This is a genomic window from Rhizobium sp. R634 (assembly GCF_002211305.1).
GTDB lineage: Bacteria > Pseudomonadota > Alphaproteobacteria > Rhizobiales > Rhizobiaceae > Rhizobium.
Window position 1 is genome coordinate 111,752 of record NZ_LOKW01000026.1, and the last position, 25,150, is coordinate 136,901.

Sequence of the window (25,150 nt, forward strand, 5' to 3'; positions counted from 1 at the left end):
GACGACCGGCGAGTCGAGGCTGAATATCCTGGAAGGCTCAAGGTTTTCGATTCTGTTGACAGGATCATACGGATAAACTAGAACAAATAAAGAACAAAATTCCTGATGAATGCATGCGGTTTTCTGATGGATAAAATATGTGGATTAAATACCGCTGATGCGCACCGGCGGTCCGTGATGGTTTAAGGTGCGCCGATCGATTGAAACGCCGCCGGGCAGGGCGGCAGGCAGGGTGAGAAATGGCTGGTAGCGTAAACAAGGTAATTCTGGTTGGAAACGTGGGTGCAGACCCCGAAATCCGCCGCACGCAGGACGGCCGGCCGATCGCCAATCTTCGTATCGCAACCTCGGAGACCTGGCGCGACCGCAATTCCGGCGAACGCCGCGAAAAGACCGAATGGCATACTGTCGTCGTCTTCAACGAGGGCCTCTGCAAGGTCGTCGAGCAATATGTGAAGAAGGGCGCAAAGCTTTATATCGAAGGCCAGCTGCAGACCCGTAAGTGGCAGGACCAGCAGGGCCAGGATCGTTACTCGACGGAAGTGGTGCTGCAGGGCTTCAGCTCGACGCTGACTATGCTCGACGGCCGTGGCGATGGCGGCGGCGCGAGCTCCGGCTTCGGCGGCGGGCGTGGCGGCGGCAGCAGCAACAATGATTACGGCGATGATTACGGCGCGCCGTCCTCGTCCCCGTCGTCCAGCCGCGGCGGTGGCGGCGGCAATTTCTCGCGCGATCTCGACGACGACATCCCGTTCTGATCGGCGGCCTTTCCCGAGTGAGAGACTTGAGAGCATGATGCCTTGAACGGCGTCATGCTCTTTTTGTTGATTTCGATCAGTAGGTTTCACTCTTTGAAAGCTGAAGCATCTGCCGCCGTTCAGCGCGGCGTCGCGCTGATGAGATTGAAGGCCGATTTCGCACCGTCGACGACGAATTGCACCGCCAGCGCGGCCAGGATGACACCGAGAAGCCGCGTCAGGATTGCTCGACCGGTGACGCCGAGGAAACGGTCGAGCCTTTCGGCGATGAGCAGCATGAGGAAAGTCAGCAGCAGATTGGCGGCGATGACCGCGATGAGCTGGGCTTTTTCGACGGTTGTCGGCAGCGTGCCCGCAAGCAGGATCGTCGCCGAGATCGCGCCCGGGCCTGCGATCAACGGCAGGGCAAGCGGGAAGACGGCGACATTCTCGATATGATCCTTGGTCACAGCCGCCTCGGAGGCCTTCTCCTTGCGCTCCTGGCGCCTCTCGAAGACCATCTCGAAGGCGATCCAGAAGAGCAGCAGCCCGCCCGCGATGCGGAAGGCACCGATCGAAATGCCGAGCACGCCGAGCACGCTCGAGCCGAACAGAGCGAAGACGGCGAGGATGATGAAGGCGATGGTCGAGCCGCGCAGCGCCACCTGGGTGCGCTGAGCTCGGCTCATGCCGATCGTCAGACCCAGGAAGATGGGCGCCAGCCCCGGCGGATCGATGGTGACGATGAGCGTCGTAAAGGCGTTGATCAGTTGGTCGGCGCTTGCCATCGTCTCTCCCGAACCCCATATGAATGCCTGGGTTTTCGCGATTGTGAAGCGGGGATTCCGATTTGGCAAATAGCCCGCGGCGGTCCCTGAAGGATTTGCCCGGTCCAGCGGCCAAAACCGCATGCTTTACCCTTTTTAGGCCGCAAAAGCCTGTTCAAAACGCTCTGTGAAATTGGCGTGGGAACAGGCTTTCCGCTATAAATCTTCAAGTGATTCTAGAAGAGATCGTGATCTGTTTTGACTGAGCAAACACCCCCCGGCGGCGGGAAGCTCCCGCCAGGCATCGAGCCCATCTCCATCATGGAGGAAATGCAGCGGTCGTATCTCGATTACGCCATGAGCGTCATCGTCAGCCGCGCGCTGCCCGACGTGCGCGACGGCCTGAAGCCCGTGCACCGGCGCATCCTCTACGGCATGTCCGAGCTCGGCATCGACTGGAACAAGAAATACGTCAAATGCGCCCGCGTCACCGGTGACGTGATGGGTAAATACCATCCGCACGGCAACGCCGCGATCTACGACGCGCTCGCCCGCATGGCGCAGCCCTGGTCGCTGCGGCTGCCGCTGATCGACGGTCAGGGCAATTTCGGCTCCGTCGACGGCGATCCGCCGGCGGCCGAACGTTACACGGAATGCCGGCTGGAGAAGGCCGCCCATTCGCTGCTCGACGATCTCGACAAGGAAACGGTCGACTTCCGCGACAACTATGACGGCACGCTCTCCGAGCCGGTCGTGGTTCCCGCCAAGTTCCCGAACCTGCTCGTCAACGGCGCCGGCGGCATCGCCGTCGGCATGGCGACCAACATCCCTCCGCATAACCTGTCGGAAGTCATCAACGGTTGCATCGCGCTGATCGACGATCCGGCAATCGAGCTGCCGGAACTGATGCAGATCATTCCCGGCCCGGATTTCCCGACGGGGGCCAAGATCCTCGGCCGCGCCGGCATCCGCTCCGCCTATGAGACTGGCCGCGGCTCGGTCATCATGCGCGGCGTCGCCGCCATCGAGCCGATGCGCGGCGACCGCGAGCAGATCATCATCACCGAAATTCCCTATCAGGTGAACAAGGCGACGATGATCGAGAAGATGGCCGAACTGGTGCGCGAAAAGCGCATCGAGGGCATCTCCGACCTGCGCGACGAATCCGACCGCCAGGGCTATCGCGTCGTCATCGAGCTGAAGCGCGACGCCAATGCCGAGGTTATCCTCAATCAGCTCTATCGCTACACGCCGCTGCAGACCTCTTTCGGCTGCAACATGGTGGCGCTAAACGGTGGCAAGCCGGAACAGCTGACGCTGCTCGACATGCTGCGCGCCTTCGTCTCTTTCCGCGAGGAAGTCGTTAGCCGGAGAACGAAGTTCCTGCTGCGCAAGGCGCGCGAGCGCGCCCATGTGTTGGTCGGCCTCGCGATTGCCGTCGCCAACATCGATGAAGTCATCCGCGTTATCCGCCAAGCGCCGGATCCGCAATCGGCCCGCGAAGAGCTGATGACCCGACGCTGGCCGGCGGAAGATGTCGAAAGCCTGATCCGTCTGATCGATGATCCGCGCCACCGCATCAACGAGGACATGACGTATAACCTGTCGGAGGAGCAGGCGAGAGCCATCCTCGAACTGCGTCTTGCTCGCCTGACCGCTCTCGGCCGTGACGAAATCGGCGATGAACTCAATAAGATAGGCGAGGAAATCCGGGATTATCTCGATATTCTTTCGTCGCGCATCCGCATCCAGACCATCGTCAAGGATGAACTCACCGCCGTGCGCGACGAGTTCGGCACGCCGCGCCGCACCGAGATCGTCGATGGCGGTCTTGAAATGGACGATGAGGATCTGATCGCCCGCGAAGACATGGTCGTCACCGTCTCGCATCTCGGTTATATCAAGCGCGTGCCGCTCACCACCTATCGCGCCCAGCGCCGCGGCGGGAAGGGCCGCTCTGGCATGACCACCCGTGACGAGGATTTTGTTAGCCGGCTATTTGTAGTCAACACGCATACGCCGGTTCTGTTCTTCTCCTCGCGCGGCATCGTCTACAAGGAAAAGGTCTGGCGCCTGCCGATCGGCACGCCGACCTCGCGCGGCAAGGCGCTGATCAACATGCTGCCGCTCGCCCCCGGCGAACGCATCACCACCATCCTGCCCTTGCCCGAGGACGAGGAAAGCTGGGACAATCTCGACGTCATGTTCTCGACGACGCGCGGCACGGTTCGCCGCAACAAGCTGTCGGACTTCGTTCAGGTGAACCGCAACGGCAAGATCGCCATGAAGCTCGAAGAAGAGGGCGACGAAATCCTCTCCGTCGAGACCTGTACGGAACATGACGACGTTCTGCTGACGACCGCGCTCGGCCAGTGCATCCGCTTCTCCGTCGACGACGTTCGCGTCTTCGCCGGCCGTAATTCTATCGGCGTGCGCGGCATCAATCTCGGCGAGGGCGATCGCATCATCTCGATGACGATCGTTGGCCATGTCGATGCTGAGCCGTGGGAGCGCGCCGCCTATCTGAAGCGCTCCGCCGCCGAACGTCGCGCGACGGGCGTGGATGAAGAGGATATCGCACTGGTCGGCGAGGAAGTCACCGAGGAGGGACAGCTCTCCGACGAACGCTACGAAGAGCTGAAGGCGCGCGAGCAGTTCGTGCTCACCGTCTCCGAGAAGGGCTTCGGCAAGCGGTCGTCTTCCTATGACTTCCGCATCTCCGGCCGCGGCGGCAAGGGCATTCGCGCCACCGACACGTCGAAGACGGGCGAGATCGGCGAACTCGTCGCCGCCTTCCCGGTCGATGACGGCGACCAGATCATGCTGGTTTCGGACGGCGGCCAGTTGATCCGCGTACCGGTCGGCGGCATCCGCATCGCCAGCCGCGCCACCAAGGGCGTCACCATCTTCTCGACAGCCAAGGACGAAAAGGTCGTCTCCGTCGAGCGCATCAGCGAGCCGGAAGAGGACGAGACCGAGGAGGCGGTCGAGGCCGCCGAAGGCGGCGCTGCCGACGACGCGCCGGCTGCCGATGGCGATCCGGCAGGACCTGCCGAGGAATGATAAAGGAAAAGGGCGGCTTCGAGCCGCCCTTTTCTTTTGATGGCCAGGGGCCCTGCCAGCCACGGCATTTCGCTTCTTCGGCGGCCTTCCGATGCCATCTTCGGCATGGCCATGAAACCTTCTGATTTTTAAGCCGTTATTGCGCTTATGACCGACGCTAGATTGAACCCGAAATCGGTCGACGGCACCAGGCCCGACGGTGCCGAAAAGCCGCCGCACCATGAGAAGGCATCGACTGTCGAAGTCGCGCCACCGCCGGATATCATCGAAGACGATCCAAAGCTGACGCCCGAGGACGCCGAGAAGGCGCGGAAGAAATATTTGCTGAAGCGCTTCTGGATCAGCGCACGCGGTTACTGGAGTCGCCGCGGCGATGGCTTTGCCTGGCCGTGCTGCATTGGACTGCTGCTCCTGATCGTCATGAATGTCGGTTTCCAATATGGCATCAATCGCTGGAACCGCGGGATTTTCGATGCCATAGAGCGGCACGATGCCGGCACCGTCTATTATCTGAGTGCCGTTTTCCCGCCGCTTGTGCTCGGAAGCGTCGCCCTCGTCACCTCGCAAGTCTACCTTCGCATGATGATTCAGCGCCGCTGGCGTTCCTGGCTCGCGACGGCGCTCATCGCGCGCTGGCTCGCAAATGGCCGCTATTATCAGTTGAACCTCATCGGCGGCGATCATAAGAACCCCGAGGCGCGTATCTCGGAGGATCTCAGGATCGCTACCGAGGCCCCGGTCGATTTTCTCGCCGGCGTCACCTCCGCATTTCTGTCGGCCTCGACCTTCATCGTGGTGCTGTGGACGATCGGCGGAGCGCTGACTCTCCCGATCGGCGGGGTGACCGTTACCATTCCCGGCTTTCTCGTCGTCACCGCCGTGCTCTACGCCGTCATTACGTCGACCACCATCGCGATCATCGGCCGGCATTTCGTCCAGGTGTCCGAGGTCAAGAACCAGTTGGAAGCCGAGTTCCGCTACACGCTGACCCATGTGCGTGAGAACGGCGAGAGCATCGCTCTTCTCGGCGGCGAAGAGGAAGAGCGGAACGATCTCGACAAGACTTTCGGCAATGTGCTGCGGCAATGGGCGCTGCTTGCGCACCAGTATATGCGCACGACGTTCGTGTCGCATGGGTCGATGCTGATTGCACCCGTCGTACCCGTCCTGTTGTGCGCTCCGAAATTCCTCGAGGGCAGCATGTCGCTGGGGGAGGTCATGCAGGCTGCCTCTGCCTTCGCCATCGTTCAGTCTGCCTTCGGATGGCTGGTCGACAACTATCCCCGTCTTGCCGATTGGAACGCCTGCGCGCGGCGCGTCGCTTCGCTGATGATGTCGCTCGATGGGCTGGAACGTGCTGAACAGAGTGATTCTCTGGGGCGCATCAAACACGGCGAGACGAAAAGCGATGCGATGCTGAGCCTCAATGATCTCTCTGTGTCGCTGGACGACGGCACCGCCGTGGTCAAGGAAACCCGGGTCGAGATCGAGCCGGGCGAACGGGTACTTGTCGCCGGTGAATCCGGTTCGGGCAAGAGCACCCTTGTGCGCGCCATTTCAGGTCTTTGGCCGTGGGGCCATGGCAGCGTCGGTTTCCGCACGGACAGACGGTTGTTCATGCTGCCGCAGCGGCCCTACATTCCTTCCGGCACGCTTCGCCGCGCCGTCGCCTATCCCCGCGCGGCCGACGGTTGGTCGCTTGATGAGATCAAGGCGGCCCTCAGCAAGGTGGGGCTCGATTACCTGAACGAGAAGATCGAGGAAGAGGGGCCATGGGACCAGACTTTGTCGGGCGGCGAAAAGCAGCGGCTCGCCTTTGCGCGTCTGCTCCTGCACAATCCCGATATCATCGTGCTCGATGAAGCGACGTCCGCGCTCGACGAGAAGAGCCAGGACAAGATGATGGAAATGGTGATCCGGGAATTGCCGAAGGTCACCATCATCAGCGTGGCGCACCGCGCCGAACTCGAGGCCTTTCATAGCCGCAAGATTACCTTGGAGCGGCGCGAAGGCGGCGCAAAGCTGGTCAGCGATATCGATCTTGTGCCGCGCCAGAGAAAACGGAACGTGCTTATGCGCCTTCTGGAGGACCGGCGGCCCCAGCCGAAAGGCAGCCTGACCTCCGGGAAAGCCACGTTGCCGCAGAATAAAAACTGAAATCCGTCTGGCTGCGACTGGGAGGAAATAGCCAGCTTGCTGGCGCAATTCAGAAAAAAGCCGGATGCTGGGTGCATCCGGCTTTGAATGGCCTCGGCGGCGGAAGGGTGCCGCTCGAGGTGGGGAAGAGAGGATGGTCAGAATGCGCTATGTTTCTCGTTCAGCGCCTTTACTTCTTCACCTTCGCGCCTGAGCGCGGAGATCGTCGAAGCCACGGACACTATGAACATGACGCTGATGAGGGCGGTGAGCACTGTCAAGATCGTGAACATAGGCATTCCTTTCCTGGGGAGTTGCGTTCTCGCCCCTCAGTACTGGCCCACTACGGCCGTACGGGCCGAAGCATAGGGACCATAAACCTTGGACGTATCGACCTTCTGATCATAGAGCGCGACGGTTGCGGTGAGCATGCCCGTGATCATTGCCATCCAGAGCACGTTAATCATCGTAATCTTGCCGGGCATCTTCGGTCCTTCCTGGCGCGCTTGTCGCATCTATGTATCGGTTGAATGAACGCATCCGTCTAAAATTGGTTCCGCCGGATGTTGAGGGGGGATTTACCAAGCTCGATCTGAAGCGACTTTGAATGTCTCGTTCATCTGGCGTTCAGATTCGAGGCGCGGTTTTGGCGCAGTCGGCCCTGAGTGGCGCGCACGATCGCAGCATGTTCGGCAAGTTCAGGCCGCACCCAGTTCATCTCGTAGCGCTCGGCGAAATAGCTGTAGGCCATCTCGGCGGCGAGAGAGAAAACAACGGCAAGTGCAATGAGCACGATCAGCATGAACCTGGTCTTTCCGGGAGCGCCGGATGCCGGAATGGCATCGGCCGACTTGATGATCCGAGTTAAGCAGGTTGCGTCTGAAACGGGCTTGAACGGCACATTCATCTATCGTTCAGCGGCGAAATCACTTGCGGCCAAATGACTTGCGGCAAGGCCGCATCCATGACAAAAGGCGTCAAACCAACGGCCAGGTCAGATGACGACAGCTTTTTATCCGGGGTCCTTCGACCCGATCACCAACGGACATGTGGATGTGCTGGTCCAGGCGCTTAATGTCGCCGAGAAGGTCATCGTCGCGATCGGCATCCATCCCGGCAAGGCGCCGCTCTTCTCCTTCGAGGAGAGAGCCGAGCTGATCCGCCTTTCGCTGGCTCAGGCGCTGCCCGGCAAGGCCGGTGACATCGAAGTCGTCGCCTTCGACAATCTGGTCGTCGATGCCGCCCGCGCCCATGGGGCGACGCTTCTGATCCGCGGTCTTCGCGATGGAACCGACCTCGATTACGAAATGCAGATGGCTGGCATGAACAGGACGATGGCGCCCGATATCCAGACCATCTTTTTGCCTGCCGGCACGGCGTCGCGGCCCATTACCGCCACATTGGTCCGCCAGATCGCCGCCATGGGCGGCGATGTCAGCGCCTTCGTGCCGGCCGCCGTCCTCCAAGCCCTCACGTCCAAGCGCCCAAACTAGGCGGATAACGCCGCAACGGAGCTCACATGAAACTCTTTTATCTCGCATTTGCCGGCGTGCTCTATCTCGCCTCCTTCGCGGGGGATGCGCTGGCCCAGTCGGCCGATCATTATCTGACCATCCAGCTGAAGAACGGCCCCGTCGTCATCCAGTTGATGCCCGATGTGGCGCCGAAGCACGTCGCGCAGATCGAGGCGCTGGCTAAGAAGGGCGAATATGACAACGTCGCCTTCCACCGCGTCATCGACGGCTTCATGGCCCAGACCGGCGACGTCAAATACGGCAACATGGAAAAGGGCTTCGACGCGAGCCTCGCCGGCACCGGCTCGTCCGACCTGCCCGACATTCCCGCCGAATTTTCGAAGACGCCCTTCGTGCGCGGCACGGTCGGGATGGCCCGCTCGCAGGATCCGAATTCCGCCAATTCGCAGTTCTTCATCATGTTCGCCGACGGTTCCTTCCTCAACGGCCAGTATACCGTCGTCGGCAAGGTCGTCTCCGGCATGGAGAACGTCGACAAGATCAAGCGCGGCGAAGGCCAGAACGGCGAAGTCAAGAATCCCGACAGGATGGTCAAGGTCACCCTGGGCAAGAAGTAAGTTACGAGAGAAACAAGAGGAGAAGACAATGGCCGAGATCAAGGATCCCGAAAACACCATCATTCTGGAAACCACCAAGGGCAAGGTTGTCATTCAGCTTCTGCCGCAGGTCGCCCCGGAGCATGTCGCCCGCATCAAGGAACTCGCCCGCGAGAAGGCCTATGATGGCGTCGTCTTCCACCGCGTCATCCAGGATTTCATGGCCCAGACGGGCGATGTCGAATATGGCAAGAAGGGCTCGGAAACCTTCAATCCTGGCCGGGCCGGCATGGGCGGCTCCTCCAAGCCGGACTTGAAGGCTGAATTTTCCGCGACCTCGCATGTTCGCGGCACCTGCTCGATGGCGCGTTCGCAGAACCCGAATTCGGCCAACTCGCAGTTTTTCATCTGCTTCACCGACGCACCGTGGCTGAACAAGCAGTATTCAGTCTGGGGCCAGGTTATCGAAGGCATGGACAACGTCGACAAGATCAAGCGCGGCGAGCCGGTTTCCGATCCGGATTCGATCGTCTCGATGCGGGTTGCCGCCGACGTCTGATTGTGATTTCTGCTGAAACCCGCTCTTGCGCGTCAACCGCGCGGGGGCGGGTTTCGCTTTGCATGAAAGTGCCGTTATGCGCGTAGACCTTTTCGATTTCGATCTGCCGGATGAACGCATCGCGTTGCGGCCCGCCGAGCCGCGCGACAGCGCGCGCCTGCTCGTCGTGGATCCCGATGCGGAAAGCGCGCTCTCGGATCATCACGTTTACGATCTGCCGTCGTTTCTGCGCGCCGGTGACGCGCTCGTGTTCAACGATACCAAGGTCATTCCCGCCCAGCTCGAAGGAATCCGTCATCGCGACGGCGCCGGCGGCCAGCAGGTGTCGGCAACGCTGCACATGCGCATCGGCCCCAGCCGCTGGAAGGCCTTTGCCAAGCCCGGCAAACGCATCAAGGAGGGCGACCGCATCGCCTTCGGTCATTCCGGCGAAAGCTGCTTCCTCGGTTCGCTCGATGCCACCGTCGAGGAAAAGGGCGAAGCGGGCGAAGTGACGCTCGCCTTCGATCTCACAGGCCCGGCGCTCGACGAGGCGATCGCCGCCGTCGGCCATATCCCGCTGCCGCCCTATATCGCCGCCAAGCGTCCCGAGGACGAGCGCGACCGCGCCGATTACCAGACGATCTATGCCCGCGAGGAGGGCGCCGTCGCCGCCCCCACCGCCGGCCTGCATTTCACGCCCGATCTATTTGCAGCGCTGGATAAGGCCGGCATCGAACGCCATTTCGTCACGCTGCATGTCGGTGCCGGCACCTTCCTGCCCGTGAAGGCCGACGATACCGACGATCACAAGATGCATCTCGAAAGCGGCTATGTCAGTGCCGAGGCCGCCGCACGGCTGAACGCCGTGAAGGCGAGGGGCGGGCGTATCATCTGCGTTGGTACGACTTCGCTGCGGCTGATCGAGAGTGCCGCGGGAGAGAGTGGCGAAATCAAAGCCTGGGCCGGCGCCACCGGCATCTTCATTACGCCCGGCTACCGCTTCAAGGCGGTCGATATCCTAATGACCAATTTTCACCTGCCTCGCTCGACGCTCTTCATGTTGGTTTCGGCCTTCGCCGGTTTCGAGACCATGCACGCGGCCTATGAACACGCGATTTCGACAGGCTACCGCTTCTATTCCTACGGCGATGCGAGCCTTCTTTTCCGGAAAGACCGATGACGACTGAGAACTTCCAGTTCACCCTGAAAAAGACCGATGGCGGTGCGCGTCTCGGCGAGGTTTCCATGCCGCGCGGCGTAATCCGCACGCCGGCCTTCATGCCGGTCGGCACCGTCGGCACGGTCAAGGCCATGTATCTCGACCAGGTGCGCGAGACCGGCGCGGACATCATCCTCGGCAATACCTATCACTTGATGCTGCGCCCGACCGCCGAACGCGTCGCCCGCCTCGGCGGCCTGCACAAGCTCATCCGCTGGGAGCATCCGATCCTGACGGATTCCGGCGGCTTCCAGGTCATGTCGCTCTCCGGCCTGCGCAAGCTCGACGAGCAGGGCGTCACCTTCAAATCGCATGTCGACGGCAGCCTGCATCATATGTCGCCGGAGCGCTCCATCGAAATCCAGGGGCTGCTCGGCTCCGATATCCAGATGCAGCTCGACGAATGCGTGGCGCTGCCGGCCGAGCCGAAGGAGATCGAGCGCGCCATGGAAATGTCGCTGCGCTGGGCCGAACGCTGCCGGGTCGCCTTCGGCGAGCAGCCTGGGAAGGCGATGTTCGGCATCGTCCAGGGCGGTGATATCCCGGCGCTGCGCGTCCGCTCCGCCGAGGAGCTCACCAAGCTCGATCTCAAGGGCTACGCCGTCGGCGGTCTTGCGGTCGGCGAACCGCAGGAGGTGATGCTGAATATGCTCAAGGAAACGCTTCCCGTCCTGCCTCTGGAAAAGCCGCGTTACCTCATGGGCGTCGGCACGCCCGACGACATTCTGAAATCGGTCGCCCGCGGCATCGACATGTTCGATTGCGTCATGCCGACCCGTTCCGGCCGCCATGGCCTGGCCTTTACCCGCCGCGGCAAGGTCAATATCCGCAATGCACGCCACGCGGAGGATATGCGCCCGCTCGACGAGCTGTCGAACTGCCCGGCCTCGCGCGATTATTCACGCGCCTATCTGCACCATCTCGTCCGCTCCAACGAAGCGCTCGGCGGCATGCTGCTCTCCTGGCACAATCTCGCCTATTACCAGGAACTGATGCAGGGCATCCGCAAGGCGATCGACGAGGGCCGCTTCGCCGATTTCATGGTGGAGACGATGGAGGAATGGGCGAGGGGCGATCTCGAACCGGTCTAAGCGCCGCCTGCGTTGCCGGTCGTGGGCGTCGTAGACGCCGGATTCTGTGAAAGAATCATTTTGACCTTTTTGCGTACCGGCTCATCGAAGCGAACGGCGGCGATGGCGGCCACAACGAAAATCGCGATAACGACAACCATGCCGGCTGCCGGAGAAGCAGGAAGATCGTAGCCCTTTTGTCGCTGGGTTTGAAGCAGGCTGAAGATCGGCCCGTGCAGGATATAAATCGGATAGGAAAGCCTCCCCAGCCACCGAAACATTAGTTCGACGAGGCCGGTCTGTGTCGTGCGCATCGCGATCCAGACGATTGCCGGGAAGACTACGAGGCATATTAAAAAATCAAAATACGGGAAACCAAAGAACGTGGTGGCTGGTATGTTTGTGATGAGGATCAGGCAACCACAGAGAAGAAGGCCGATGATGTTGCCGTGATCGGCAGTATTCGGTTTCCGCAGCTCATATAGCCTGTAAAGGCAGATCCCGAGCGAGAATGAGAACAGAACTCTTGAAAAGCCAAAGATGAAGTAGGCTGGCTGGAAACCGATGTCGAGATTTCCTGCCGACAATGTTCCATACATGGCCGCGCCAGCCGCCGCCAGCGAGATGGTGAGCAAACTTCTCAGTGACAGTCGTATCAGAAGAACGGAGAACAGTACGCCGGCCCAGAGCTCGAAGAAGAGCGACCAGCTAGGTCCATTGAAAGGAAAAAGACTTCCGAAACTCGAGCTTGGAATGAATAGGATCCCCTTCAGTAGAAGTCCCGCCAGGGTGGAATAGTCCAACCCGATCTGAACTGCATAGCTCACAAGGCCAATCGGAAGCGAAAGAAGATAAAGAGGATAAAGTCGTATGATACGTTGCAACAGAAATCCTGCAGGCGAGATATTCCCCATTATCAGTCGCCTCTCATACGAATTTGCAAGAACGACACCGCTTAAAAGAAAGAAAAGGTCGACGGCAAGGTAACTGATATTCGGCTGTATCGGGCCAAGTGCGCCCTCCGTATGCCGGAAGATGACCATAATGGCCGCAACTCCGCGCAACGCCTCAAGAGCTGTGAAAAATTGCTTGCCGGTGTTCACCACAATAGTCCTCCGCTAGCACTTTTCTACTCTGGGAGGATTTCCAAATTGTTAGTGCAAGGAATCTGTGTGGTTGTCCGGCTTTCCTCAAAGGGGGAAGCGGGATCAAATACCCTTACTGTCCGCATCCGGTATGATCTGCACGCCGTTGATCCGATAGCTGCCGTCCGGCTGGCGGGTGATCTGGTAGATCGCGGTCCAGTCTTTTCTGTCACGGCCTGAAATCAGCACTTCGTGATAGATCAGTGCGCCGTTGTCGATGGAGCGGCTACGGCCGAAGGCGTAGTTGCCGGGATGATAGACCGGCTCGTAGCTCTTCTTCACCATGGCGAAGAACAGGTTTTTGTCCGGATACATCGCCTTGATGCCTGGGGCGGCGAAGGAATAGGCGGTTTCGGCATCGTCCTTGAGGAAGGCCTTGATCTGCTCCTCGATCATCGTCCGCGTCGTATCGATCGGATCTTCGGCGTGAGCCGATACAGAGGAGAGGATGGACGCGGCACACAGAATGAAAACTGCGAAAAAGGCGCGCATGGATTGATCTCCGGCTCCACCAGGAAATGATCCCTGATGGAGCAGAAGTGTAGGCCAATTTCCGCGCAAGAAAAGCGGACTTTACGACCAGCGCCGGAAGAGGGCGCTGGCGTTCACTCCGCCGAAGCCGAAACCGTTGGTGATGGCATAGTCCACGGCGATCGGCCGCGCCGTTTTGCCGACGATATCGATGCCGTCGGCGTCGGGATCGGCCTCTACCAGATTGCGGGTCGGCGGCGCGATCTGATCGCGCAGCGCCAGAATGGTGAAGATCGCCTCCAGCCCGCCGGCAGCGCCGAGCAGATGGCCGGTCGCCGACTTCGTCGCGCTGACGGCAATGCCGCCGTTGCGGCCGAAAACCGTGCCGATTGCCGCGATCTCACCCCTGTCACCGACCGGCGTCGAGGTCGCATGCGCGTTCAGGTGCTTGACCTCGGAAGCGGAGATCTTTGCCTGCCTGAGTGCTGCCTCCATGGCGCGTCGGGCGCCATCACCGTCTTCGGGGCCCGAGGTCATATGATAGGCATCCGCCGCCGTGCCGTAGCCGACGAGTTCGGCGATCGGTGTCGCGCCGCGGGCAAGCGCGTGCTCCAGCGTTTCGATGACCAGGATGCCGGCGCCTTCGCCCATCACGAAACCGTCGCGCGCCGTGTCGAAGGGGCGTGAGGCAAGCTCCGGGGTCTCATTGAATCCGGTGGAAAGGGCGCGCGCAGCGGCAAAGCCGCCGAGGCTCACCTTGTCGATGCAGGCCTCGGCCCCGCCGCAGATCGCCACGTCGGCTTCACCGGAGCGGATCAGCCGCGCCGCATCGCCGATCGCCTGGACGCTTGCCGCGCACGCCGTCACCGGCGCGCCGAGCGGCCCCTTGAAGCCATAGCGGATGCTGACCTGGCCGGCGGCAAGGTTGACGAGGAAGGAGGGTACGGTGAAGGGCGACAGCCGCCGCACGCCGCGCGTCTCGCCGATGCGCACCGCCTCGGCAATGGCGGGAAAGCCGCCGACGCCGGAGGCGATGATCGTCGCCGTGCGCTCGCGCGCGCTTTGGTCGGTGGGCATCCAGCCGGCCTGCTTTACCGCTTCCTCCGTTGCCGCCATGGCGAACTGGATGAAGCGGTCCATCTTTTTCTGGTCCTTGGGCGTGATGTATCGGTCCGGATCGAAACCGGCCTGCGCATCTTCGGCAATAGCGGGAACGACACCGCCGACCTTGGCCGAAAGCTCGCCGACGACATCCTCCGCCAGCAGCCTCAGACCCGAGGCGCCTTCGATGAGGCGCTTCCAGGCGGGCTCGACGCCGGTGCCGAGTGGCGAGACAAGTCCCATGCCGGTGACAACGATACGATCCATTTTATTCTCCTCTACGCGTCGATGCCGAGATACCAGGCGCGCATGCGGGCGATCCGTTCACGCACTTCGTCGTCTGCGGCGGGACCAGCAAGCAGGCTGGTATTTTCGGGTGTCACTGCTTCGCCGGTTCTGGCATCGACCAGCACTGTTTCGCGCGGCGTGCCGGAAGCGGCGTCGCCAAGCAGAAAGGCGAGATCCTCCTCCGGAATGTGCCGGCTTCCCCAGGAAAACAGCGCCATCAGGACAGGAAAGAAGTCGCGGCCCTTTGCAGTCAGCACATATTCGTAGCGGGCAGGGCGCTGATGGTAGAGACGCCGTTCGAACAGCCCTTCATCAGTCAAATGTTTCAACCGGCGCGTCAGGATATTCGGCGCCACGCCGAGGCTCTTCTGGAATTCGTCGAAGCGCGACAGGCCCTGGAAGGCGTCACGCAGAATCAGAATGCTCCACCAGTCGCCGACGCTCTCGAGCGCGCGCGCCGCCGGGCATTTGAAGTGACTGAAGCTTGTCCGTTGCATGATGATAGTCACTATAGCAGTGACTATCATCATGCAAGTAACTATCGTGCGCCGGCCTCAAAGATCCGGGCGAGCAGGATTCCGGTGACGAGCATGCCGGCTGCAACGAAGACAGTGTCGCCTGGCGTTCCGATATAGAGTGGTCCGATATTGGCAAAGAGCAGGAAGGCGATGAAGAAGTTCGCCCAGCCCCAGATGACATTTGCCGTTGGCGAAGCGACCTTCGCCGGCCGCGCGAACGGAAACCGGAAGGACCGGCCGCAGACGCCGTTGACGAAATGCGGAACGCCGTTGGTCAAAAACGCGGCGGCAATGAAATGGGCGATATAGGCGATCCAGGGCAAGGGTTTCTCCTAAGCGGCACGAGGCAGTGTCGACGGGAGAATGTGGCCTGTAACTTCATGCCGGCAAGAGAGCGCGCAAGACGGGCTTGGTCAGGCAGCCCGCGATCGGCTTGTCATCCGCCTCACGCGAAGCCGAGCGGCAGGTTTTCCAGTTTCCTGTCGGCGCCGTAGTCGCGTTCATGTGGCGAGCGGCGACGGCCGTCGCGGCGGATGGAAAAATCGATCCGGTTTTCGGCAAAAATTCCATCGGCATAGGTGCCGGTGTCATGGCTATCGGCGTCGATCTTCGGGGCAAGGATTTTCAGGAACATCGGACTTCCTCCGCGGCGCATCATCAACATTCGGACAGGCTGCTGGGTTCCATTTATAAATCCTGAATTATTAATAAATTAACCATAAGCGCCATCGAGGAGGCATTTCGGCGCGATCGCCGCCACGGCGGCAAGAGGCTCCGCTGGAACTCCAAACCGTCCTCACCGTTGATGTCGGTGAGCACAGGAGGTTTCCATGCAATTGATCGACACCCGAGTGACACAGGCCGGCGCCTTCTTTGCCGTCGAATTTCTGGGCGAGGGAGGGGAATCGATTTCCGTCAGGATCGACAACTCCAATGGCGAACTCGATGAGAAAACAGCGGTGGATCACGCCAAGGTCATGATGGTTCAGCTGACCGCCTTTACGGGTCCAGGCGCCGATGGCAGCGTCAACCGCTATGATGCCTTGAGCAACGGCAACTTCGACGAGGGCAGCCAGGGTCTGATCGGCCAGCCCAGCGCACGTTCCAGCGGAGATAAAGAAACGCTGGAAGACGAACTCGAGGAGGGGCTCGAGGATACATTTCCAGCGAGCGACCCTGTTTCGGCAACGGTTTCATCCATCCCCGCCAATGCTCCACGGCGCTAACCAACAGACGGCAGGTTGGCCTGCATGACAGTTTGATGTCGAAACTGAAAAACAGCTGAAAACTGTCAGTACCTGATTGACATGGGAGCCTTCTAGAGAAGGCCCGAGAAGGAGGCGTGCATGCAGCGCTTCCAAGGTCTTGGAGGCGCGCCCCATGAAAATCATCCAGATCACCGACACCCATTTCAGCCCGAACAAGCCGCATTTCAACGGCAACTGGGCGCCGCTCCTGACCTGGATCGAGACGACCGGCGCGGACCTGATCGTTCATACCGGTGATCTCACCGTCGACGGCGCCGACAAGGACGAAGACATTACTTTCTCGATGGACCTGATGCGTCAGGTGTCGATCCCGATGCTGATCGTCCCCGGCAATCACGATGTCGGCCACTTCCAAGACTCCGGTCAACCTGTCAATGCCGAGCGGCTCGCGCGCTGGCGCAGCCTTGCCGGAGACGACCGCTGGCTGGAGGATGCGGCCGGCTGGCGCTTCATCGGGTTGAACTCGCTGCTCATGGGCCACGAGGATGACGAAGAAGCGGCCCAGTTCGCGTGGCTGGACAAGGCGCTCTCCGAAAGGGCAGGGCGGCGCGTGGCGCTCTTTGCGCACAAACCCCTGTTCGTCGACGCTCCGGACGAAGGCGATACCGGATATTGGAGCGTTCGTCCCGCTCAGCGCCGCCGGCTCTATGATCTGATCGCGGCCCATGACGTCGCGTTCTTCGGCAGCGGCCACCTTCACTGGGCCTGGCAGGGGCGCTTCGGCAATACGGAGCTGACATGGGGTCCGTCCGCTGCCTTCATCATCGACAAGATGGAGAGGGAAATGCCGGGCGAGCGGCTGATCGGTGCTGTCGTCCATGAGTTCGGTACGTCGGTCGAAAGCACGATCGTCGCTGTTCCCGGCATGACCGCGCATGTGCTCGACGATGTCGTGCATGAGGTCTATCCCCAGGCGGTCAAGCAGCGGGAGCCGGTCGAATGAGCGCGCTCTCGCTTCGCGACATCACCAAGGCATTCGGCGGCAACCAGATCTTGAGCGGCATCAGTCTCGATGTCGGGGCGGGCGAATTCATCGCTCTGGTCGGGCCCTCCGGCTGCGGCAAGAGCACGCTGCTGCGCGTGCTTGCCGGCCTCGACCATGCCGATAGCGGCGAGATCCTGATCGGCGGGAAAGACATGTCCGGCGTGGCGGCCTCCGACCGTAACATCGCCATGGTCTTTCAGTCCTACGCGCTCTATCCGCATCTGACGGCTTCGCAGAACATCGCCGTGCCGCTGGCGATGCGCCGGCTATCGACCATGCAGCGGCTACCTTTCATCCTATCGCTGTTGCCGGGCCAGCGGGCCATTCGCGCTGCCATCGCTCGTGACGTCAAGGAAATGGCGAAATCGCTGAAAATCGATCACCTTCTCGACCGCAAGCCCGGCCAGATGTCGGGCGGCCAACGTCAGCGCGTGGCGCTTGCCCGCGCCATGGTGCGCCGGCCGAGCATCTTCCTGATGGACGAACCACTGTCCAACCTCGACGCCAATCTGCGTGTCCATGCCCGCGGCGAAATCGTCGAATTGCATCGCCGCGCCGGCGTGCCGACGCTTTATGTCACCCATGACCAGGCCGAAGCGCTGTCGATGGCCGATCGCGTCGCCGTGATGATGGGCGGCCGTCTGCTGCAGATCGCAAGCCCTGAGGTCATCTACGACGATCCCGCCCATATCGAAGTCGCCCGCTTCATCGGTCAGCCGCGCATCAACCTGCTGCCCGCGGAAGCGCAGGGCGGTGTGGTGGCCTTTGGCGACCTGCGCCTGACGCTTGAAAATCCGTCTGCCGGCAAGATGCCGGTCATGCTCGCCATTCGCCCGGAGTTCGTCTCTATCGAGAGAGCCGGCCAGGGCGGGCTTGCCGCCCGGATCGAGCGTGTCGAGTTCCTGGGCTCGGAGGTCATCCTCTATTGCCGCCTCGACGCGATCGGCGAGACCGTGGTCGCCAAGGTTCAGCCGCCCGAAGCCGCCGGCCTCGCAGCCGGCGATCCCATTGGGCTGCGGCTTTCGGCAGGCCGGACAATGGCTTTCGCCGAGGATGGCAATCGGCTTGCCGCTCGCGCGGAAGGCGGCAGCGGTCTCGCCGCAGGCGATATCAGGCGGGAGAGGGCGCATGGCTAGTGTCGTTTCCGTCGGCCTGTCGGCCAATCCCGCCATCGCGCATCGGCGCAGCGAGGCCCGCATGGCCTGGATGCTGGTGCTGCCGGCACTCGTCTTGCTCTTCCTTTTCGTGCTTTTGCCGGTTGCGGCTGTGATCTTCCTCGGATTTACCGATTTCGAACTCGGCTACGGCAAGTTCCGCTTCGTCGGTTTCGAGAATTACGCCCATCTGATCACCGACCGCACGTTCCGCAAGTCGCTGTGGAATACGACGATGTATACCGCGATCGTTGCACCGGTCTCGATCCTTCTGGGCCTCGGCGTCGCCATGCTGATCGAGAGCGAGACGGCGGCGCGCAGCTTCTTCCGCACCGCCTATTTCCTGCCGGTCGCCTCGCTGATCGTCGCCATGGCAACCGTCTGGCAATATATGTTCCACCCCACTATCGGGCCGATCAATGCGCTTCTGGCATTGGCGGGCCTGCCTGGGCCGAACTGGCTGGGCAGCTCCGGCACGGTGCTCTACAGCCTGTCGATCATCGGCGTCTGGCAATCGGCCGGATTCAACATGGTGCTGTTCCTGGCCGGCCTGACGGCAATCCCGCGCGTGCTTTACGCCGCAGCCGAAGTGGACGGCGCCAGATCCTCTCTCGACCGCTTCCTGCTGGTGACCTGGCCGATGCTCGGGCCGACGACGCTCTTCGTCATCACCATCAGCATCACCAATGCTGTCAAGGTCTTCGAGACGGTCAAGACGCTGACGGAGGGAGGCCCGAACAAGGCGTCGGAAGTGCTGCTGTTCACGATCTACCAGGAGGGCTTCGTCTACCTGCGCGTCGGCTACGCCTCGGCGATGACCGTGGTCTTCCTGTTGATCCTCGTGGTGCTGATGTTCCTGCAATACCGCATTCTCGATCGCCGGGTGCATTACACATGACGAGCGCTTTTTTCCTTGGCAGGATCATCCGCCTGACGCTGCTTTCGCTGGGCGCAATCATCTTCCTTTCGCCCTACGTCTTCATGATTTCGGCGGCGGGCAAGGCACAGAGCGATATCTTCACCTCGTCGCTGTCGCTGATCCCCGCCCATTTCACCTATGCGGAAAATTTCGCCAAGGCCTTGAGCCGCGTGCCGATGCCGCGGCTCCTGTGGAACGGCGTCGTCGTCTGCGGGCTGATCTTCTTCTTTCAGGTTCTGGTGGCGATCCCTTGCGCCTATGCCATGGCGAAACTGCGCTTCGCCGCCGCCCGCGCCATGATGGTGCTTGTCATGCTCGGCCTTCTGGTGCCGATCCATGCGACCGCGCTGCCGCTCTACGTCGCTTTCGACCGTGCCTCGCTGCTCAACGGCTATGTCGCCCTTGTCGCGCCCTTCACGATTTCTGTCTTCGCAATCTTCATGTTCCTGCAGTTCTTCCGCGCCATGCCGGACGATCTCATCCATGCCGCCCGTCTCGACGGCATGTCGGAGTTCGGCATCGTCGCCCGCATCATCGTGCCGAATGCCTGGCCTGCCGTCACCGCCTTCGCCATCTTCTCGGTCGTCGCCCATTGGAACGATCTCTACTGGCCGCTGGTCGTCATCAGCAAGCAGGACTACGCCACGCCGCCGCTCGGGCTCATGTATTTCCGAGCCGCCGAGGCCGGCGATGATTACGGCGCGCTGATGGCGGCGACCCTCATCATTACCCTTCCCCTCGTCGCCGCCTTCCTGCTTGCGCAGAAGCGTTTCGTCGAGGGCATCACCATGACCGGTCTCAAAGGCTGACCGGCTTCAACCAGGAGAACGAGCGATGAAACATATCACCCAGCTTCTCGCCGCAGCGGCCGTATCCTTGGCAATCGCGCTCCCCGCGCGTGCCGAGACGACGCTGACGGTTCACTACCCGATGCCGGGCTTTTTCAAGGACGTGATGGACACGATCTCGAAGAAGTTCATGGAAGAGAACCCCGACATCAAGATCCAGTTCGCCAGCCCCTCGGCAACCTATGAGGAAGGCATCCAGACGATCCTTCGCCAGGCCGGCACCAGCGAAATGCCCGACATCACCTTCATCGGCCTGAACCGCCTGCGCATGCTCGACGAGCGCGACGTCGCCGTCGACCTCGGCCCGCTCGTCCAGAAGGACGGCAACATGGCCGAGCAGGGCTTCTCCGACACGATCCTCAAGCTCGCCCAGGTCAAGGGCAAGCAGGTCGGCCTCGCTTTCGCCACGTCCAACCCGATCATGTATTACAACGCCGATCTCGTGAAGGCAGCCGGCGGTAATCCCGACAATCCGCCGAAGACCTGGGATGAGGTCATCGCGCTCGGCGGCAAGATCAAGGCGCTCGGCAATGGCGTCGACGGCATCGATTTCCGCTGGCAGGGCGACGACTGGATGTTTTCCGCGCTGCTCTTCGGCGCCGGCGGCAAGATGCTGAGCGACGATGAAAGCAAGGTCGCCTTCAACGGTCCGGAAGGCCAGAAGGCCGTCGAAGTTCTGCATCGTCTCGCCACCGAAGGCGGCATGCCCGTCTTCACCAAACCTGCCGGTGAGCAGGCCTTCGCGGCCGGCAAGGTCGGCTTCGAATTCCAGACGACGGGCGCGCTGCGCAACACGATCAAGAATGTCGGTGACAAGTTCGATCTGCGCACCGCCAAGATCCCGCTGATCGATCCGGTGAACGGCCGCCTGCCGACGGGCGGCAACGCGGTCGTCATCCTGACGCACGACGCCGCCAAGCAGGACGCCGCCTGGAAGTTCGCCAAATTCGCCGCAGGCCCTTATGGCGCCTCGGTGGTCGTGCCGGGCACCGGTTATGTCCCGAACAACGAGCTTGCCGCCAAGTCGCCCGAATATCTCGGCGATTTCTACAAGCAGAACCCGCTGTTCCAGGCAGGCCTCAGCCAGATGCCGGTGATGATCCCCTGGTATGCTTTCCCGGGCTCCAACGGCGTCAAGGTCACGCAGACGATCGTCGACAATCTCTCGCGCATCGTCGACCAGTCGGCCGATCCGAAGGAAGCGCTTGACGACGCGGCCGCCGATGTCGAGGGCATGCTGCCGCGCAGCTGATCGGCTTCCCCGCAGGCAACAGGATAGGGGCCGCCACGCCAAGCGCGTGGCGGCCTCTTCTTTTCCTGGCTTTTCAGATGGCGCGCACCGTGCCGCCGCGGCGCAGCGTATAGGCGACATCGAGATGGCGGGCAGGGGCGGCATTCTCCGCCATGTCGAGGAGCAGCGAAGCGGCCGTCGCACCCATGCTGGCGTCGGGCATTTCGATCGTCGTCAGCGGCGGATCGATCAGCCGGCCGATGGCGATGCCGTCGAAGCCGGCGACCGAAACATCCCCGGGTACCAAAAGTCCCTCGCGTTTCAGTGCGCCGATGACGCCGAGCGCCAGCAGATCGTTGGAAGCGATGATCGCCGTCGGCGAAAGCGAGGTCATCACAGCACTGAGATCGAGTTGGTCATAACCGCCGACGAACGGGATCTGCACGGCATCGAGCGGTTGCAGCCCGCTTTCCGCCATGGCATCGAGATAACCCTTGTAGCGAAGGCGCGCGCGGTCGGAGGCGGCGAAATTGCCGGAAAGAAAGAGGATCCGACGATGGCCCATGCCGATCAGGAAAGTTGTGATTTCACGCCCTGCGCCCCGATTGTCGGCGGTCACCGCCGCCGGAAACTGCGCTGTCGGCAGGTTGTGAAGGAGTACCGTCGGCGGCAGCCGGGCGAGCAGCGCCTCGCTGGTCGATGGATCGCAGACCGTGAGGATCAGCCCGGTCGGCCGGTCGTTGAGGAGTGCCGCGACGGCATCGGCCTCGCGCGCCGGATCGTAATTCGACTGGGCGATCAGCACGCCGTGGCCGGCCACCAGCATGCGGTTCTGGATGCTCGACAGCGACGAGGCAAAGACCGGGTTGGTGATGCTTGGGATCAGCACGCCGACCACTGGCCGCCGTCCGAGCCGGCCGGCGGAATGATAGCCGAGTTCGGCGGCGGCCCGGCGCACCTTGCGCACCATCAGATCGCTGGCGGGCCCGTTGCGGTTGAGAACGCGGCTTGCTGTCGCCAGCGAACAGCCTGCCCGGAAAGCGACCTGCTCCAATGTCGCCATCGAAAACGTCTCCTTGATAGCAGCAAGGCGCAATCCCTTAAGTGCTTTCGATGACAGTGATCTGACAGCCCAGGCGGAGGTGCGGTCAGGAGCGGCGCTTGACCACGCGCATATTCATCAGCGAGCGGACGGTGAAGTCGTGGGTTTCGTAAAGCGAAATCGCCGATCTGTTTGCCGCGTAGGCGTGCAGATAGGCAGTATCGCCGCTTGACGCGATCTCGCCGGCGACGAAGCGGAAGAGCAGGGTGCCGAGGCCGCGTCCCTGGAAATCGGGATGGGTGCAGAGCCCGCTGAGCTCGATGAAGCCTGTCTGTCGCATCCGCTGCCCCGCCATCGCCACCAGGCGGCCTTCGCTTTTGATCCCCCAGAAGCTGCCAAGGCTCTGGGCTCGCAGCGTGAACGGCCCCGGTTTGGTCAATGTCGCCAAAGCCAGCATGTCGGCAGCATCGGCCTCTGTCAGCGGCTGAATGCGGGGGTCCGATATCTTTTCATGGAGTCGCGCCGCAACCATCTGGACGACCGATGCTTCCGTGGTGACGGAAAGGCCCGGCGGTATTGCGATCGGTCCGGCCTCAACGAGAAACATGCTTTCATCTGGCGAGGGCAGATTCTCCAGGGCGCCGAGGCTCTCCGGCGTATCGTCGGCGGAGGCGGCGAAAGGGACGATTGAAGGCGGGTATCGCCGCGCGTGCCTATTGCCTTCGGCAAGATCCGCATGCGCGGTTTCCAGCGCGCTCCAGATCGGCCGGTCGAGAACATGCCTCATCCTATTTCCTCCTTGGCCGCGCCGCGAAACTTGAGCGGCGCCTGTGCAAGCCGGTCCTCGATGGCTGCGAGCTGTTCGAGGATCGGCCCGTCGAGATTGCCGCAGAGATCCGCAACGGCTGCCGTGACACGCGGCCAGACCGATCTCTTGGCATCGTCGACCAGTTCCTGTCCTTTCTCAGTCAGCGAGACCAGCCTGCGGCGCTGATCATCCGGTGCCGGCTGCATATCGACGAAGCCAAGTTCGAGAAGCTGGCCCGTGGTACGGGTTGCGCCGGGTTGGGTGATGCCCACCGCCTGCGCAAGTTCGCCGATCGTCAGCGGCCCGGCGCGGTCGATCGCGGCGAGAAACGGAAACTGGCCCGCTTGGATGCCGAGACTGGCTGCATCGATGATCTGCTGCGTATCGGCCTGCAGCCTCTCGCCGATCCGCCGCAGGCGGCTGCCCATGCACAGAAATCCGAGCGCCCGGACCACATCCTCGACCATGGCGATCCTCCATTTGATTGGTTGTTATATAACGCGTTATATATTGAGGGGCAATTCTTTGCAGGGCCGGAGCCAGGGGCAGGGTGGGGCGCGGCAAATGCCCTGATCAGGGCCGCCGTCTCCGAACCACCAGCAAAACCGCCAACACAAAGCTGAGCAGGCCGAGGAAGGAGGGCAGGCCTTGATGCCCGATTGCCTGCATCACCAGTCCCGCGGCGGGTGAGCCGACGATGCCGCCGATGCCCCATGCAAAAGCGAAAGCCGCGTTGCCGGCGATGAGCATCTGACCGGTGAAGCGTTCGCCGAGCTGTATCAACGACAGTGTGTAGATCCCGAAAGAAACGCCGCCCCAAATAAAAATCAGCGGCCAGACGAGCCATGTGTCGAAGGTGAGCGGCAGTAGAAGGCAGCAGTTCAGGCAAACCAGGACGCAGACCAGCATGGTCCGCGTCGAACCCGATTGTTCGGCAATGCGCCCGAGGAGGATCTGCAGCATGGCATTGCCGGCGATGAAACAGGTGATGAGCGAAGCAATGCGCCCCTCGGCGCTGCCGAGTGCCGCACCATAGACCGCAAACAGCGAAAGCAGGATCTGCTCGAAGGCGGCGGCAGTGAAGACCGCAAACAGCAGGAGCGGCGCCTGCCTGAAGAAGCCGCCGACGGATGCTGCTTCGCCTTCCCAAGGCATATCCGGCAGGCGCCGGGAGACCGCGAGCACGACCAGGCCGCAGAGAAGGAATGCGGCAATGCCGATCAGAAAGGGCGGCCAACCCTCGGTGCCGACAAGGCGGAGCGACAGCGGACCGAGCGCGAAGCCCGCGGAAACGATCGATGAATAGAGGCCCATGATGCGGCCCCGACGTGGCGCCGGTGTGATGGAGATCAGCCAGGTTTCGCTGACCACATAAAGTGGATTGGCAAAGAAACCGAGCAGGAGGCGCAGCGGTATCCAGATCAGGGCGTCCCTTGTGCAGGCAATTGCGACCAGGGCGAGGGCGGCGAGCATCGAACAGGCGATCGCCAGCCGCGTGCCGCCCAGGCGCCGCGAAAGCATCGGAATGAACGGTGCGGACAGGATGAAACCCAGCGGCGTCATCGCTGCCGATACGCCGATCAGGCTTGATGCCGTTCCCTGCCGCTCCAGGATGAAACTGAGCAACGGATAGGTCAGCCCCTGGGCAACGGCGAACACCGTCACGGTGGCGATGATCCCGGCCATGGCAGCCCATGCGATCCGTTCCTCTCTCGGTGATGTCATGCTTGCGGCAGTCATGCTGATATCCTCGGGATGCTAGGAGGGC

Annotated in this window: 29 protein-coding genes; 15 read left to right on the forward strand and 14 right to left on the reverse strand. The window is 61.7% G+C overall.

The window, feature by feature from the left end:
• The first annotated feature begins 239 nt into the window (after positions 1 to 239).
• Entirely contained in the window at positions 240 to 758 is a 519-nt protein-coding gene (locus ATY77_RS25865; RefSeq protein WP_088674027.1) for a single-stranded DNA-binding protein, read from the forward strand.
• A 119-nt stretch (positions 759 to 877) separates the two neighbouring features.
• Here ATY77_RS25865 and ATY77_RS25870 read toward each other — a convergent pair whose 3' ends face one another.
• Complete coding sequence (locus ATY77_RS25870; protein WP_088674026.1) at positions 878 to 1,525, reverse strand: MarC family protein; 648 nt, start codon at positions 1,523 to 1,525, stop codon at positions 878 to 880.
• Between the two features lie 237 nt (positions 1,526 to 1,762).
• Between ATY77_RS25870 and gyrA the strand changes: the two genes are divergently transcribed.
• Both gyrA and ATY77_RS25880 read left to right on the forward strand, forming a co-directional pair.
• A complete protein-coding gene (gene gyrA / locus ATY77_RS25875; protein WP_088689418.1) occupies positions 1,763 to 4,567 on the forward strand; it encodes a DNA gyrase subunit A in 2,805 nt (934 codons plus the stop codon).
• 147 nt (positions 4,568 to 4,714) lie between these two features.
• Positions 4,715 to 6,724 (forward strand): ABC transporter ATP-binding protein/permease, encoded by a 2,010-nt coding sequence (locus ATY77_RS25880; RefSeq protein WP_088689419.1) that lies wholly within the window; start codon positions 4,715 to 4,717, stop codon positions 6,722 to 6,724.
• Positions 6,725 to 6,861: 137 nt separating this feature from the next.
• Here ATY77_RS25880 and ATY77_RS33405 read toward each other — a convergent pair whose 3' ends face one another.
• The 3 genes from ATY77_RS33405 to ATY77_RS25885 form a co-directional block, all read right to left on the reverse strand.
• A complete protein-coding gene (locus ATY77_RS33405) occupies positions 6,862 to 6,996 on the reverse strand; it encodes a hypothetical protein (RefSeq protein WP_010056528.1) in 135 nt (44 codons plus the stop codon).
• A 36-nt stretch (positions 6,997 to 7,032) separates the two neighbouring features.
• A complete protein-coding gene (locus ATY77_RS32675; RefSeq protein WP_141103968.1) occupies positions 7,033 to 7,218 on the reverse strand; it encodes a hypothetical protein in 186 nt (61 codons plus the stop codon).
• 101 nt (positions 7,219 to 7,319) lie between these two features.
• The gene (locus tag ATY77_RS25885; RefSeq protein ID WP_245314399.1) at positions 7,320 to 7,562 is read right to left on the reverse strand and encodes a hypothetical protein; all 243 of its coding nucleotides are present in this window, start codon (positions 7,560 to 7,562) and stop codon (positions 7,320 to 7,322) included.
• Here ATY77_RS25885 and ATY77_RS33310 point away from each other — a divergent pair.
• From ATY77_RS33310 to tgt, 6 genes are all read left to right on the forward strand, one after another.
• Positions 7,489 to 7,647, forward strand: coding sequence for a hypothetical protein (locus tag ATY77_RS33310; protein ID WP_245314400.1), 159 nt, complete (start codon positions 7,489 to 7,491; stop codon positions 7,645 to 7,647). The two genes, ATY77_RS25885 and ATY77_RS33310, sit on opposite strands and share 74 nt — an antisense overlap.
• Before the next feature lie 54 nt (positions 7,648 to 7,701).
• A complete protein-coding gene (gene coaD / locus ATY77_RS25890) occupies positions 7,702 to 8,196 on the forward strand; it encodes a pantetheine-phosphate adenylyltransferase (protein WP_088674023.1) in 495 nt (164 codons plus the stop codon).
• Between the two features lie 26 nt (positions 8,197 to 8,222).
• Positions 8,223 to 8,795, forward strand: a complete 573-nt coding sequence (locus ATY77_RS25895; RefSeq protein WP_088674022.1) for a peptidylprolyl isomerase — start codon at positions 8,223 to 8,225, stop codon at positions 8,793 to 8,795.
• Between the two features lie 28 nt (positions 8,796 to 8,823).
• Positions 8,824 to 9,333, forward strand: coding sequence for a peptidylprolyl isomerase (locus tag ATY77_RS25900; protein ID WP_010029525.1), 510 nt, complete (start codon positions 8,824 to 8,826; stop codon positions 9,331 to 9,333).
• A 76-nt stretch (positions 9,334 to 9,409) separates the two neighbouring features.
• Positions 9,410 to 10,495 (forward strand): tRNA preQ1(34) S-adenosylmethionine ribosyltransferase-isomerase QueA, encoded by a 1,086-nt coding sequence (queA, locus tag ATY77_RS25905; protein ID WP_088689421.1) that lies wholly within the window; start codon positions 9,410 to 9,412, stop codon positions 10,493 to 10,495.
• Positions 10,492 to 11,625, forward strand: a complete 1,134-nt coding sequence (tgt, locus tag ATY77_RS25910; RefSeq protein WP_088689422.1) for a tRNA guanosine(34) transglycosylase Tgt — start codon at positions 10,492 to 10,494, stop codon at positions 11,623 to 11,625. Before queA ends, tgt begins: the two co-directional genes overlap by 4 nt.
• On the opposite strand, the gene ATY77_RS25915 is transcribed toward tgt, so the two are convergent.
• The 6 genes from ATY77_RS25915 to ATY77_RS25940 form a co-directional block, all read right to left on the reverse strand.
• A complete protein-coding gene (locus ATY77_RS25915; protein ID WP_088689661.1) occupies positions 11,622 to 12,707 on the reverse strand; it encodes an acyltransferase in 1,086 nt (361 codons plus the stop codon). The two genes, tgt and ATY77_RS25915, sit on opposite strands and share 4 nt — an antisense overlap.
• Before the next feature lie 105 nt (positions 12,708 to 12,812).
• A complete protein-coding gene (locus ATY77_RS25920) occupies positions 12,813 to 13,241 on the reverse strand; it encodes a DUF4864 domain-containing protein (RefSeq protein WP_088689423.1) in 429 nt (142 codons plus the stop codon).
• A gap of 81 nt (positions 13,242 to 13,322) precedes the next feature.
• On the reverse strand, positions 13,323 to 14,588 hold the full coding sequence (gene fabF, locus ATY77_RS25925; RefSeq protein WP_088689424.1) for a beta-ketoacyl-ACP synthase II: 1,266 nt from the start codon (positions 14,586 to 14,588) through the stop codon (positions 13,323 to 13,325).
• A gap of 11 nt (positions 14,589 to 14,599) precedes the next feature.
• Entirely contained in the window at positions 14,600 to 15,106 is a 507-nt protein-coding gene (locus ATY77_RS25930; RefSeq protein ID WP_088689425.1) for a helix-turn-helix domain-containing protein, read from the reverse strand.
• A gap of 41 nt (positions 15,107 to 15,147) precedes the next feature.
• Positions 15,148 to 15,450, reverse strand: a complete 303-nt coding sequence (locus ATY77_RS25935) for a hypothetical protein (protein ID WP_088689426.1) — start codon at positions 15,448 to 15,450, stop codon at positions 15,148 to 15,150.
• Between the two features lie 122 nt (positions 15,451 to 15,572).
• Positions 15,573 to 15,761 (reverse strand): hypothetical protein, encoded by a 189-nt coding sequence (locus ATY77_RS25940; protein ID WP_088689427.1) that lies wholly within the window; start codon positions 15,759 to 15,761, stop codon positions 15,573 to 15,575.
• 196 nt (positions 15,762 to 15,957) lie between these two features.
• Between ATY77_RS25940 and ATY77_RS25945 the strand changes: the two genes are divergently transcribed.
• The 6 genes from ATY77_RS25945 to ATY77_RS25970 all read left to right on the forward strand — a co-directional run bounded on the left by ATY77_RS25945 (position 15,958) and on the right by ATY77_RS25970 (position 21,553).
• A complete protein-coding gene (locus tag ATY77_RS25945; RefSeq protein ID WP_088674014.1) occupies positions 15,958 to 16,353 on the forward strand; it encodes a hypothetical protein in 396 nt (131 codons plus the stop codon).
• A gap of 154 nt (positions 16,354 to 16,507) precedes the next feature.
• A complete protein-coding gene (locus ATY77_RS25950) occupies positions 16,508 to 17,338 on the forward strand; it encodes a metallophosphoesterase (RefSeq protein ID WP_088689428.1) in 831 nt (276 codons plus the stop codon).
• Positions 17,335 to 18,516, forward strand: a complete 1,182-nt coding sequence (locus ATY77_RS25955; protein WP_088689429.1) for an ABC transporter ATP-binding protein — start codon at positions 17,335 to 17,337, stop codon at positions 18,514 to 18,516. The genes ATY77_RS25950 and ATY77_RS25955 overlap by 4 nt, the downstream gene beginning before the upstream one ends.
• Entirely contained in the window at positions 18,509 to 19,432 is a 924-nt protein-coding gene (locus ATY77_RS25960; protein WP_088689430.1) for a sugar ABC transporter permease, read from the forward strand. The genes ATY77_RS25955 and ATY77_RS25960 overlap by 8 nt, the downstream gene beginning before the upstream one ends.
• Positions 19,429 to 20,262 carry a carbohydrate ABC transporter permease gene (locus ATY77_RS25965; RefSeq protein ID WP_088689431.1) on the forward strand — a complete coding sequence of 278 codons (834 nt, stop codon included), beginning with the start codon at positions 19,429 to 19,431 and terminating at the stop codon, positions 20,260 to 20,262. Before ATY77_RS25960 ends, ATY77_RS25965 begins: the two co-directional genes overlap by 4 nt.
• Before the next feature lie 25 nt (positions 20,263 to 20,287).
• Positions 20,288 to 21,553, forward strand: a complete 1,266-nt coding sequence (locus ATY77_RS25970; protein ID WP_088689432.1) for an ABC transporter substrate-binding protein — start codon at positions 20,288 to 20,290, stop codon at positions 21,551 to 21,553.
• Positions 21,554 to 21,626: 73 nt separating this feature from the next.
• Here ATY77_RS25970 and ATY77_RS25975 read toward each other — a convergent pair whose 3' ends face one another.
• From ATY77_RS25975 to ATY77_RS25990, 4 genes are all read right to left on the reverse strand, one after another.
• Entirely contained in the window at positions 21,627 to 22,595 is a 969-nt protein-coding gene (locus ATY77_RS25975) for a substrate-binding domain-containing protein (RefSeq protein ID WP_088689433.1), read from the reverse strand.
• An 85-nt stretch (positions 22,596 to 22,680) separates the two neighbouring features.
• The gene (locus ATY77_RS25980) at positions 22,681 to 23,361 is read right to left on the reverse strand and encodes a GNAT family N-acetyltransferase (protein WP_088689434.1); all 681 of its coding nucleotides are present in this window, start codon (positions 23,359 to 23,361) and stop codon (positions 22,681 to 22,683) included.
• A complete protein-coding gene (locus ATY77_RS25985) occupies positions 23,358 to 23,849 on the reverse strand; it encodes a MarR family transcriptional regulator (RefSeq protein WP_088689435.1) in 492 nt (163 codons plus the stop codon). The genes ATY77_RS25980 and ATY77_RS25985 overlap by 4 nt, the downstream gene beginning before the upstream one ends.
• A 106-nt stretch (positions 23,850 to 23,955) precedes the next feature.
• Complete coding sequence (locus tag ATY77_RS25990; RefSeq protein ID WP_088689436.1) at positions 23,956 to 25,122, reverse strand: MFS transporter; 1,167 nt, start codon at positions 25,120 to 25,122, stop codon at positions 23,956 to 23,958.
• Positions 25,123 to 25,150 lie beyond the last annotated feature (28 nt).